The 11724-nt window shown below is 42.8% G+C and carries 14 protein-coding genes; 11 read left to right on the top strand and 3 right to left on the bottom strand.

Annotated elements, in window-relative coordinates; genetic code table 11:
• Positions 1-22 precede the first annotated feature (22 nt).
• Complete coding sequence (locus ACO05V_RS07195; protein ID WP_421848977.1) at positions 23-1090, top strand: ABC transporter ATP-binding protein; 1068 nt, start codon at positions 23-25, stop codon at positions 1088-1090.
• Between the two features lie 101 nt (positions 1091-1191).
• On the opposite strand, the gene ACO05V_RS07190 is transcribed toward ACO05V_RS07195, so the two are convergent.
• Positions 1192-2058 carry an HDOD domain-containing protein gene (locus ACO05V_RS07190; protein ID WP_421848974.1) on the bottom strand — a complete coding sequence of 289 codons (867 nt, stop codon included), beginning with the start codon at positions 2056-2058 and terminating at the stop codon, positions 1192-1194.
• Positions 2059-2166: 108 nt separating this feature from the next.
• Between ACO05V_RS07190 and ACO05V_RS07185 the strand changes: the two genes are divergently transcribed.
• Positions 2167-3363, top strand: a complete 1197-nt coding sequence (locus tag ACO05V_RS07185; RefSeq protein ID WP_421848972.1) for a class I SAM-dependent rRNA methyltransferase — start codon at positions 2167-2169, stop codon at positions 3361-3363.
• Between the two features lie 85 nt (positions 3364-3448).
• Here ACO05V_RS07185 and ACO05V_RS07180 read toward each other — a convergent pair whose 3' ends face one another.
• On the bottom strand, positions 3449-4105 hold the full coding sequence (locus ACO05V_RS07180) for an HAD family hydrolase (protein WP_421848969.1): 657 nt from the start codon (positions 4103-4105) through the stop codon (positions 3449-3451).
• 135 nt (positions 4106-4240) lie between these two features.
• Here ACO05V_RS07180 and ACO05V_RS07175 point away from each other — a divergent pair, with 135 nt between their 5' ends.
• The 7 genes from ACO05V_RS07175 to ACO05V_RS07145 all read left to right on the top strand — a co-directional run bounded on the left by ACO05V_RS07175 (position 4241) and on the right by ACO05V_RS07145 (position 9653).
• Positions 4241-4726, top strand: a complete 486-nt coding sequence (locus ACO05V_RS07175) for an RNA pyrophosphohydrolase (RefSeq protein ID WP_072841570.1) — start codon at positions 4241-4243, stop codon at positions 4724-4726.
• Positions 4727-4775: 49 nt separating this feature from the next.
• Positions 4776-7064, top strand: coding sequence for a phosphoenolpyruvate--protein phosphotransferase (gene ptsP / locus ACO05V_RS07170; protein ID WP_421848965.1), 2289 nt, complete (start codon positions 4776-4778; stop codon positions 7062-7064).
• Positions 7065-7091: 27 nt separating this feature from the next.
• On the top strand, positions 7092-7901 hold the full coding sequence (gene lgt, locus ACO05V_RS07165) for a prolipoprotein diacylglyceryl transferase (RefSeq protein WP_421848962.1): 810 nt from the start codon (positions 7092-7094) through the stop codon (positions 7899-7901).
• Positions 7902-8053: 152 nt separating this feature from the next.
• Entirely contained in the window at positions 8054-8359 is a 306-nt protein-coding gene (locus ACO05V_RS07160; RefSeq protein WP_421848958.1) for a type II toxin-antitoxin system RelE/ParE family toxin, read from the top strand.
• Positions 8356-8640, top strand: coding sequence for an addiction module antidote protein (locus tag ACO05V_RS07155; RefSeq protein WP_421848956.1), 285 nt, complete (start codon positions 8356-8358; stop codon positions 8638-8640). The genes ACO05V_RS07160 and ACO05V_RS07155 overlap by 4 nt, the downstream gene beginning before the upstream one ends.
• A gap of 1 nt (position 8641) precedes the next feature.
• On the top strand, positions 8642-9169 hold the full coding sequence (locus ACO05V_RS07150; protein ID WP_421848954.1) for a GNAT family N-acetyltransferase: 528 nt from the start codon (positions 8642-8644) through the stop codon (positions 9167-9169).
• Complete coding sequence (locus ACO05V_RS07145; protein ID WP_421848951.1) at positions 9153-9653, top strand: GNAT family N-acetyltransferase; 501 nt, start codon at positions 9153-9155, stop codon at positions 9651-9653. Before ACO05V_RS07150 ends, ACO05V_RS07145 begins: the two co-directional genes overlap by 17 nt.
• A 76-nt stretch (positions 9654-9729) precedes the next feature.
• Here ACO05V_RS07145 and ACO05V_RS07140 read toward each other — a convergent pair whose 3' ends face one another.
• On the bottom strand, positions 9730-10581 hold the full coding sequence (locus ACO05V_RS07140; RefSeq protein WP_421848948.1) for a thymidylate synthase: 852 nt from the start codon (positions 10579-10581) through the stop codon (positions 9730-9732).
• A 163-nt stretch (positions 10582-10744) separates the two neighbouring features.
• On the opposite strand from ACO05V_RS07140, the gene ACO05V_RS07135 reads away from it, so the two are divergent.
• Both ACO05V_RS07135 and ACO05V_RS07130 read left to right on the top strand, forming a co-directional pair.
• A complete protein-coding gene (locus ACO05V_RS07135) occupies positions 10745-11254 on the top strand; it encodes a dihydrofolate reductase (protein WP_421848945.1) in 510 nt (169 codons plus the stop codon).
• 6 nt (positions 11255-11260) lie between these two features.
• Complete coding sequence (locus ACO05V_RS07130) at positions 11261-11680, top strand: secondary thiamine-phosphate synthase enzyme YjbQ (RefSeq protein WP_421848942.1); 420 nt, start codon at positions 11261-11263, stop codon at positions 11678-11680.
• Positions 11681-11724: the final 44 nt, after the last annotated feature.

Here is an 11724-nt window from a genome sequence, read left to right as displayed (position 1 = left end):
TTTATTAAAAATAGGATTGCATATGTCATCGTTACCTCCCCATAAACTATTGAAAGAAATGACACTGGCCGATGTTTCGGTTGGTTATGATGGAGATGCGGTTGTTAAAAATGCTTCTTTCAAGCTACTAGAAGGTCAGATAGGTTGTTTGCTCGGGCCAAGTGGTTGCGGTAAATCGACCTTGTTGCGTGCAATTGCCGGTTTTGAGTCCTTAATGGTTGGTGAAATACGTATTGATGACGAGGTGATTTCCAATTCAACACACAGTGTTAATCCTGAGCACCGTTTTATCGGCATGGTGTTTCAAGACATCGCCTTGTTTCCACACCTCACTATTGAGCAAAATATTGCGTTTGGTTTGTCTGCTTGGCCGAAAGAGGCAGCGCAGGAGCGCGTTACTTATTTGTTAAATCTAGTTGGGTTGTCAGGTTTCCAATCACGCTATCCGCATTCTCTTTCTGGTGGTCAGCAGCAACGCGTTGCTTTGGCGCGAGCCATTGCCCCTAAGCCTAAACTTTTGCTGATGGATGAGCCTTTCTCGGGGCTTGATGCAAAGTTAAGAGAAGAGTTAGTGCCCGATATTCGTGCCATATTGAAGCATGAAAAAATGAGTGCGTTATTAGTGACTCATGATCAGATGGAGGCTTTTGCTATGGCGGATCAAGTATCTGTTATGAGCGAGGGTGTGATTCATCAAACGGGCTCGCCGTATCAAATTTATCATCGACCAGAAACACGTTTTGTGGCGAGTTTTATTGGGCGTGGGGATTTCTTGACGGCTACCGTCTGTGGGCCAGATTGTGTGCATTCCGATTTGGGGAATATTCGCGGCGACTTGGATCACGGTTTTGCCGACAATACTCAAGTAGATTTATTGGTTCGCCCTGATGACATTTTACATGACGACGACAGTGAGTTTGTTGGTGTGATTGTGAGCCGATGGTTTCGTGGGTCACACTTTTTATATCGTGTGAAATTGTCTTCTGGCAAAGTGGTGTATTGTTTTGCTTCTTCCCATCACAATCACTCTGTTGGTCAAGAGATTGGGCTAAGTGTCCATTTAGATCATTTGGTTATGTTCCCGCGTTAGATATTTTTCCTTCCGAAAGGTCTTTAAATAAAAACGCCCAAGTGATTTGCTTATAAATCACTTGGGCGTTTTTATGTTTTATTGAGAAGCAAGTAATAGAGTTAGACCGTTCCGATTCCTTGCTCATGACAGACTTCAATCATGCCTTCGAAATCGTATTCACTCAGTTCTAAATGATCTAGGGCGTAATGACCAACTTTTTGCCATTCATAGTCTTCACTTGCTCCGCCTATGTGTCTGAACGTCGATGCAATGTGCTCAGCCATTTTTAAAATGGAGGCAAAGGTGAGATTTATAGAATCACCGGGAACTCTGTGACGGAATAGGTAATCGACACGGTGATGTTTCGCTATAACTGCACAGCAACTTTTAGGCAATCCCCATGATTTAGCCAAATAATAACCGACAACAGAATGGTTGGTTTTAAAGGCTTGGTTCTCAACATCGGTGAGGTTGAATTCGGGATCTTGATAGCCTTGTTTCAGCACATCTTGATAACCATCAAAACGCTTAAGCATCAAAGGAATGCCGGCATTGTGAAAAAGCCCAAGCGAATAGCATTCATCTTGATATTTAAAATCAAGCTGATTGGCGAGACTTGAGCAAATGGCGGCAACATCACTGGCGGTATCCCAAAAGCTGTGTAGTGATTGTATTGCGTCATCTGACAGTTCACTTTTTACCGCAAGCCCGTTAACGATATTGGTGACGCTTGTTGGGCCAAGCAATATCACGGCTTGTTGAATGGAGGCAATTTTTTTCGGTAAGTTAAAGGACGCAGAGTTGACGAGTTTTAAGACGGCGGCTGAAAGGCTCACATCCTGTGAAATGATTTCTGATATACGTGCCATGTCTGGATCTGGCATGGCTTGTTCCATGTGTAAATCCACCATAATTTGCGGTTGTGGTGGAATGCTGATGCCTTGCAAGATGAGTTTGAGCTGATTTTCATTTAATGTAGAGGACATGGACTACTTCACTTCTTTAAGGCAAGTAACTTTACCGCTACGTAATTCGTAGCAATTGAATCTAGAGTCTTTATAATAGCGTTTTTTTAAATATACTGGGTGAAAATTTTGAGTGTTATTCGACTAAAAGGTCAAGCTGATCGCCGTTTAAGGGCTGGACATCAATGGATTTACAGCAATGAGGTAGATACTTCTGCGACGCCATTAAAGCAATTCACTCCAGGGGATCAGGTTGTTGTTGAAACAGCTCAAGGTAAACCTCTTGGTATTGCGACAATCAATCCTAACACATTGATATGCGGCCGTTTAATGAGTCGTAGTATTGATACTTTTTTAAATAAATCAACTTTAGTTCACCGTATTAAGATTGCCCTGTCTTTGCGCGAGCTTACTTACCCGGCGCCATATTACCGTCTTGTGTTTGGTGATTCTGATGGCTTGTCAGGCTTAGTAGTTGATCGCTTTGCCGATATATTAGTTGTGCAAATTTCGACTGCTGGTATGGAGCGAGTGAAAAACGAGATCGTTGAAGCTTTGCAAGATGTGGTGAAGCCATCTGCTATCTTGATGAAAAATGATGGCAAGATGCGTCAGATCGAAGGTCTTGAAACGTACGTTGAAGAAGCTTTTGGTACGGTTCCAGAATTGGTTTTCCTACAAGAAAATGGTGTGTTGTTCCAAGCGCCTGTTTGGGATGGCCAAAAAACCGGTTGGTTCTATGATCACCGTGAAAACCGCAAAACCATGCAAGGCTTTTGTGATGGCAAACGCGTATTAGATGTTTTCTCTTACATTGGTGGTTGGGGCGTTCAAGCTGCATCTGCTGGTGCAACAGACGTGACTTTTATTGATGCGTCTGAAAGTGCTTTAAGTCATGTGGATGAAAACCTTAAACTGAACCAATACGAAGGTGGTTCTAACTTGATGCATGGCGATGCGTTTGAAGCAATGCAGTCTTTGATTGAAGACAAAGAGCGTTTTGATGTGGTTGTCATGGATCCGCCAGCTTTTATTGCTCGCCGTAAAGACATCAAAGCTGGCGAAGGCGCTTATCATCGCGCTAATCAGTTAGCGATGCGATTGGTTGCGAAGGGTGGTATTTTGGTTTCTGGGTCTTGTTCTATGCACCTAGAAACGGCACGTTTACACGATATTATTCGTAGTAACAGTCGCCAGTTAGAGCGTTTCTCGCAATTGATTTACCGCGGAACACAAGCGCCAGATCATCCAGTGCATCCTGCGATTGAAGAAACGGAATACCTAAAAGCCCTGTTTTATCGTATTCATAACAACATGGGCTTATAAGCTTACTTTGTTTGTATCATTTAACAGTAAAAAGTGCTGTCGGATTGGATTTGGCAGCGCTTTTATATTTTTATCATTTCGTTGATTAATCTCTTAACGAAATATGCTGCCAACCACGATCTTGTGCGATCTCTGTTAGCGTTTCATCAGCATCAACAGCGACTGGATAAGTGACCAATTCTAATAACGGCAAATCATTACGAGAGTCGCTGTAAAAGTAACTGCCTTTCATCGTGTGACCAGTTTCTGTCAACCATTCGTTTAGTCGTGTGACCTTGCCGTCTTGGAAGCTTGGCACGCCAACAATTTTGCCTGTGTAGTGATCGTCAATAATCTCTGGCACAGGCGCAATGATGTGATCCATGCCCAAAGCATCGCCAATTGGCCCTGTAACGAATTGGTTGGTCGCAGTGATCATCAGCAAGAAATGACCTTGGTCTTTGTGATGTTTTATCAAAGCGTTAGCTTTCTCTTGCATCATCGGCTGAACTTTTTCTTGCATGAAAGTGTTGTGCAGCTTGGTTAATTCTTCTCTTGAGAATTTGGTTAATGGCTCTAAGCTAAAAGCTAAGTATTCGTGAATGTCTAAAGTGCCTGCTTGGTACTCTTCAAAGAACTTATCATTCGCCAGTTTGTAGTCCTGGCTGTCGACTAAGCCTTTCTCAACGAGAAATTGTCCCCAAGTGTAATCACTATCGCCGTTTAATAAGGTGCCATCTAAGTCAAATATTGCGAGTGTCACAAGCTGTCCTCAATTTGTCTAAAGTGCGCGAATTATAGCCTTGGAGACAATAAATAACATTAGTCTTAATTGTGCAGATGGGGGAATTATGGAACAATGAAACTAATTTATTTTTATATTAAAAGGTGATAGCTCGTGATTGATGCAGACGGATACAGACCGAATGTGGGCATCATACTGATGAACGAGCGTGGCCAACTTCTTTGGGCGAGACGCGTAGGGCAAAATGCTTGGCAGTTTCCTCAAGGAGGCATCAAATCCGACGAGACACCTGAAGAAGCCTTATTTCGAGAACTTAAAGAAGAAGTAGGTCTAGATCCTCATCAGGTGGAAGTAATAGGTAAAACTCGGGGTTGGCTGCGTTATCGTCTTCCTAAGCGCATGCTAAGACACAATAGTAAGCCTTTATGTATTGGACAAAAGCAGAAATGGTTTCTTCTTTCTATTCGTTGTCCTGATGCTTCTGTGTGCGTTGATGGAACTGAAACCCCTGAATTTGATGGCTGGCGTTGGGTAAGTTATTGGTACCCACTTGGTCAGGTTGTGGCGTTTAAAAAAGATGTTTACCGCCGAGCTCTAAAAGAGCTTATTCCCAGCGCACATCGTCGACTAGAAAAGTGATAAACTTGCTGGCTTGATGCTGGAGGTTATGTAGATTGATGGGAGAGCTATGCTAAGTTTGTTAAGACGTATTACCCAAGAGGTGACCGCCGCGCAGTCTTTATCTGCGGCACTGGATATTATTGTCCGTCGTGTCCGCAGAGCAATGCGTGCCGAGGTGTGTTCTATTTATTTGGTAGATCAAAATACCAAAGAATATATCTTGATGGCAACTCGTGGCTTAAATGCAAACGTTGCTGGTAATGTTAGTCTGAAAGCGGATGAAGGTCTGGTTAGTTTGGTTGGCCGTAGAGCCGAACCTGTTAACCTTGAAGATGCTCATATCCACCCATCTTTCCATTATTTAAAAGGCTCTGGTGAAGAAAGATACCGTTCTTTTCTAGGTGTTCCAATAATTCATCATCGCCAAGTGCTAGGCGTTCTAGTGGTTCAGCACGAAGACAAACGTCGATTTGATGAAGGCGAAGAAGCTTTTCTTATTACTCTGTCTGCTCAGTTAGCAGGTGTTATTGCTCATGCAGAGGCAACAGGGGCGATCACCAATCTGAATCCTAACGCGATACCAAGTGGATCGGATTTTCGTTACAAAGGGGTTCCTGGAAGTTCTGGTGTGGCAATTGGTCGCGGTGTTGTGGTTTTTCCTCCTGCCGATTTAGATGTTATTCCGGATCGTACTACCACAGATTTTGAAGAAGAAATTCAGGAATTTTATCAAGCACTTGATGCGGTTCGACAAGATATTCGTCGTGCCAGCAATCGTATTAGCCAACATCTTTCAGAAGATGAAAAAGCGCTTTTTGATGTGTATCTGAAAATCCTAGATGACAACTCTATCGCTGGGGAAATCGTTCGAAAGATCAAGGAAGGTAATTGGGCGCAAGGTGCATTAAGACAGGTTATTCAGGCGCACATTCAGCAGTTTAACCGTATGGACGATCCTTATTTACGTGAGCGAGCATCGGACCTTCGCGATCTTGGCCGTCGTATATTATCTCATCTTCAAGAGAAAGCACCGAATGTCGCTGAGCGTTTCAGCGAGCCGTCTATTATTGTCGGTGAAGAGCTTACTGCGTCTATGTTGGGTGAAATCCCTATTGATAAAATTAAAGGCCTCGTCTCAGTGATGGGATCGGGTAACTCCCATGTGGCGATTTTAGCTCGTGCTATGGGGATTCCAACGGTGATGGGTGCATTAGACTTGCCTTATGCTCAGTTGGATAAAGTAGATCTTATTGTCGATGGTTATTTGGGGAAAATTTTCACTTACCCATCTGAAGCACTGATTGAAAATTATCAGCAAATTGTCGACGAAGAGCGCCTGTTAGAAGAAGAGTACGAAACGCTCAAAGACTTGCCGTGCGAAACCCTTGATGGTCATCGATTGTCTTTGTATGTAAATACAGGCTTGTCTGCCGATATTGCTCGTTCCTTGGATCGTGGTGCGGAAGGTATCGGTCTTTATCGTACAGAAGTGCCTTTCATGGTGCGGGATCGTTTCCCTACTGAAGCGGAACAGGTTGTTATTTATCGTCAGCAATTAGAAGGTTTTGCTCCTTCGCCTGTAACGGTTCGTACTTTAGATATTGGCGGTGATAAAGCGCTGCCTTATTTCCCGATAACTGAAGCGAATCCTTTCTTAGGTTGGCGCGGTATTCGAGTTACTCTGGATCATTTGGAAATCTTTATGGCGCAGATTCGCGCCATGATAAAAGCCAGTGCCGGCTTGTATAATCTAAAAATTATGCTGCCTATGATCTCTAATGTGGCGGAAGTTGAAGAAGCCTTGGCACTGATTCGTCGGGGCTACGCCGAAGTGAAAGAAGAAGGTTACGACGTCAAAATGCCGCAAGTTGGCGTGATGATAGAAATTCCTGCTGCCGTTTATCAAGTCAAAGAGTTGGCAGAATTGGTGGACTTCTTATCCGTAGGAAGCAACGATTTAACGCAATATTTGCTTGCCGTCGATCGAAATAACCCGCGTGTAGCGGACTTATACAATTCTTTCCATCCTTCTGTTTTACGTGCCTTGCTCAGTATCGTTGATCAAGTCAGAGACGAAGGTGTTGGTCTGAGTGTTTGTGGTGAAATGGCGGGTGATCCGATGGGTGCTATTTTATTGATGGCCATGGGATACGACGTGTTATCGATGAGTTCGACCAGTCTTCCTAAGGTAAAAGCGGTTATTCGAAACATCTCGATGGAGCAGTCTCAAGCCATGCTGAATGAAGTAATGAAACTATCTCATGCCGAAGCAGTCACACAGACCATGACACGACTCATGCGCGAAGCCAATATCGAGCGTTTGATTCGACCATCTAAAACCACAAACGTGGAATAATACCTACCAGAGGTTTGCTTCAATATTATGATTTCATATCCAAACATTGATCCTATTGCCGTCTCAATAGGACCAATTTCCGTGCATTGGTACGGTATTATGTATTTGGTCGGCTTTGCTGGTGCCTATTTGTGTGGCATGTACCGCGCCAAACGCTCTAATGGACTTTGGATACCAGAAATGGTCAGCGATGCTATATTTTATGGCGCTCTTGGTGTCATATTAGGTGGTCGGGTTGGCTATATTTTGTTTTATCAGTTTCCCGCGTTTGTTGATAATCCGCTGATTTTAGTTCGTATTTGGGAAGGTGGGATGTCATTCCATGGCGGGTTACTAGGTGTTATTACCGCTATGTTCTTTTTTGCTCGTCGCTATAACAAACATCTTGTGGATGTGACTGACTTCCTGGCACCGTTTGTACCAATCGGCTTAGGTGCTGGGCGTTTAGGTAACTTTATTGGTGGCGAATTATGGGGCAAACCGACAGACGTTTCTTGGGCCATGATCTTCCCTAATGATCCGCTACAACTTGCTCGTCATCCTTCGCAGTTGTATCAATTCGCATTAGAAGGTGTCGTACTGTTTTGCATCTTGTGGTTTTTCTCGCAACGAACAAAGCCACGTTACTGTGTTTCCGGTATGTTTTTACTTTTCTATGGAATTTTCCGAATCCTAGTAGAATTTGTCCGCGAGCCAGATATACAAATAGGCTACCTTGCTTTTGGCTGGTTGACAGAAGGACAGCTCCTGTCTTTACCAATGGTGATCATTGGTGTAGGTCTCATTATTGCTGGCTTCAAGCTAAATACATTTCCAAAAGCGAATGCTTCAAAATAGCTAAAAAGATTTAGAGTGACGCTTAAAACCAGCCACACGGCTGGTTTTTTTTGGACGGATAAAGCTAATTGTGATTTCTGTGTATTTTTTCCAAGATATAAAATAGCAGATTAAAATTGCATCACTGTAGCCTGAGGGCTACAATTGTTTCTATGAAGTATGAAATCAAGAAAACGGATGTTTTTGATCAATGGCTGTCTAAACTGAAGGATCGACAAGCTCTTTTGGCGATAAACATGCGAATTATTAGGGCGATTAACGGCAACTTTGGTGATAGCAAAGTGATTGCGAGTAACCTCTTAGAGATGCGTGTTTTTGTAGGAAAAGGCTATCGAGTTTATTACAGCGTTCGTAATAACGAAATTATCTTGCTCATTAATGGTGGCCATAAAGGCACGCAGAGCAAAGATATAGAGAAAGCGAAGATCTTGCTTAGTGAATGGGAGCAACCATCATGATATTAAAGACAAGCGATTTTAATCCGTTTGATTATATTGAAACACAGGAAGAAGTGCAGTCTTTCTTACAAGAATGTTTGGCTGATGATGACCCAAATACTTTTATTGAGGCGTTGGGATTGCTGGTTAAAAAGCATGGCGTATCCGATATTGCTTTAGCATCTGGACTGAACAGAGAAAGCTTATATAAAACCATCAGTGGTAAAACGAAGCCGCGTTTCGACACGATTTTTAAAATCATGCAGGCACTAAATTTTCGCTTCACCACACACTCAGCTTGAAATGGAACTGCGTCTATTATCTCGGTCTGACTCTAAACCTTTGCTGTTATTTGAAACAGAAAACCAAGCGTGGTTTGAATCACATATCAATCCTCGAGAAGTCGGTTTTTACACTGATGAAGGTATAAAAAAACACATTGAAGAATTTCTTTCGCAACATCAAAGAAAAGCTATGCTGCCGATGCTTATTATTGATGACAATGGCGAGATTATTGGTCGCATCAATTTAACCGATATCAATTTGGTATTGAGCGAGGCTTATTTAGGTTATCGGTTGGGCGAGAAATTTACTGGACGTGGCATCGCCAAACGTGCCGTTGAGCAAATAATTCAATTGGCCATCGAACATAAACTTCACAAATTAATAGCCTTTGCTTCGGTAGACAATTTTGCCTCGCAGAAAGTGCTGACATACAACGGATTTGTTGAAATGAAGACTCATGAAAACTTCGCAGAAGTACAGGGTAAAAACATTAATTGTATTGAATACCAGAAAATCGTTAAGGAAAAATATGACTCTCTTGGTTAGAGAAGTGCAAACTAAAGATGCACAAGGCATAGTTAATATTTTGAATCCCATTATCGAGGAAGGCCTTTTTACCGTACTTGATATTACTTTTTCGGTAGAAGAGGAAGCGCAATTTATTCAAGACTTCCCTGAGAGAGGTGTGTTTCATGTGGCGTTAAATGAAGAGAGTTCAAACGTCGTTGGCTTTCAAAATGTCGAGCCGTTTGCTGCTTATACTCACGCTTTTGATCATGTTGGTATTATTGGCACTTTTGTTGATGCTCGCTGCAGAAGACAAGGCGTTGCATCGAGTTTATTTGAAGCGACCTTCGACTTAGCAAGATCAAAAGGCTATGAGAAGTTATTCGCCTACGTCAGAGAAGATAACCCAAACGCTTTAGCGACGTATTTAAAGCAAGGCTTTGAAGTGGTAGGAACTGCGAAAAAGCACGCTAAAGTTCGTGACAAATATATTGATGAGATTTTGATAGAAAAGTTCTTATAGTATTAATCTATTCACAACGATGGTTTCAATAAAAACGGCGAACTAATTATGGTTCGCCGTTTTGCTTTTACGCTACTTAAACGGAAAAAGGGTAAACAATAGGTGCGTGGAATTGGTAGCCTTCTATTTCAAAGTCATCCATGGTGACCCACGTTTCTATGTCGTTTAAAGATTTGATCTCTGGGTTGATTTTTAACGTTGGCAGAGGATAAGGCTCGCGCTTTAGTTGTACGTCACGCATTAATTCTAGCTGATCTTCATAGATGTGAGCGTTCACTATCTTATGAAAAGCCTTGCCCGGCTTTTTGCCTGTGATTTGCGCAACGATGGCAAGCAATACGTACACCTGAACCATATTGAAGTTCAATCCAAGTGGCACATCACAGCTGCGTTGAGTGCTGTTTAGATAAAGCGTATCACCAAGCAATGAAAAGTGATGGCTGTACATACAAGGACGAAGACAAGCCATGTGAAACGCGCCAGGGTGATAAAATGTGAGGATTTCCCCACGGTTATCCACACCACGAGTTAGGTCATCAATAATTTGTTTTAATAGGTCGATATGACCGCCGTCTGGTTTTGGGAAGTGACGACCAATGGCGCCGTAGCAAAGTCCCATGTCATCTTTGCCTTTACGATAAGGGTTGTTTAGCCAAACTTCGTTTTCATTGGCATTGGCATCCCATGTTTTGGTGCCCAACGCACGAAAATCCGCCGCGTTATCATAGCCTCTTAAATAACCGATGATTTCGGCAATAGCAGACTTCCAATAGCTTTTGCGGGTCGTTACAAGCGGAAATTCGCCTTTACTAACATCGTAAGTGAGGTCAGCGTTAATCACGGTTAGGCAACGTTTGCCGGTACGCTCGTTGTTGACCCATTCACCTTCGTTGACAATGCGGTTGCAAAGATCTAAATACTGTTTCATAAAAAATGCCTTGTCTGTTTTTCCTGATGACGTTTGCTAGTGCAGGTTAAGAAATGCAATCTGGTTCGTCATGGGTATAATAAATGTCATTGATTATATCAGAAGCCTTTGCTCTTGGATTGTCGGAGCAAAGAAGAGCCAAGATTTTTAAGCAGGTTATTGTATGTTGTCACTTATTGTCGCTATGTCTACCAATCGAACCATCGGAATTAATAACTCCTTGCCTTGGCATTTGCCAAATGATCTTAAATATTTCAAGCAAGCGACCATGGGCAAACCCATTGTTATGGGACGTAAAACCTTTGAATCGATTGGCAAGCCACTGCCTGGTCGTCGCAATATTGTTATCAGTCGTGACTCAGCTTATCAAGCGGAAGGGATTGATGTGGTGACGACATTGGAAGATGCCATTTCTCTTGGTGAAGATATTTGCTTGGTCAATGGTCAAGAAGAAGTCATGGTTATCGGCGGAGCGCAAATTTATCAACTTGCGCTTGAGCGCGCAGATCGTTTGTACATTACTCATGTGGATGCTGAAGTAAAAGGTGATGCGTTTTTTCCAGAAGTAGATTGGCCATCGTTTACCTTAATAGGTGAAGAAGCGTTCGCCGCCGAAGGACCAAATCCTTACGACTACCGTTTTTCTGTTTACCAAAGAACCAGCGCAGAGTAATCCGCTATGTGGCAGCAAGTAGAAGTTCAATTGCCTGCGATGCGTCGAGGTTTTCATTTGATTACCGATCAGGTGGAAGCGGCTTTATCAAAGATGTCGCCGGTCTCGATAGGTTTGTTGCATGTTCAATTGCTGCATACTTCGGCTTCTTTGACGATCAATGAAAACGCCGATCCTTCTGTTCGCCGAGATATGGAAAAACATTTTTCTCACATGGTGCCAGAAGATCAGCCCTATTATGAGCACATTTACGAAGGCAGCGACGACATGCCGGCACACATAAAAGCCAGCATGTTGGGTTCATCTTTGACGATTCCTATTCGAGATAAGAGGTTGTGCTTAGGGATTTGGCAAGGCATTTATTTAGGTGAACACCGAGATCATGGCGGTGCGAGGCGGATTGTATTAACGCTACAAGGTGAATAATACGACGTAATCATATTTGGAGATAATAAAAACGTCGCATTGAA

The organism is Marinomonas sp. (assembly GCF_965225885.1).
Taxonomy (GTDB): domain Bacteria; phylum Pseudomonadota; class Gammaproteobacteria; order Pseudomonadales; family Marinomonadaceae; genus Marinomonas.
The sequence above is the reverse complement of the archived record's forward strand: the minus strand, read 5'-3'. Positions and strand labels throughout refer to the sequence as shown.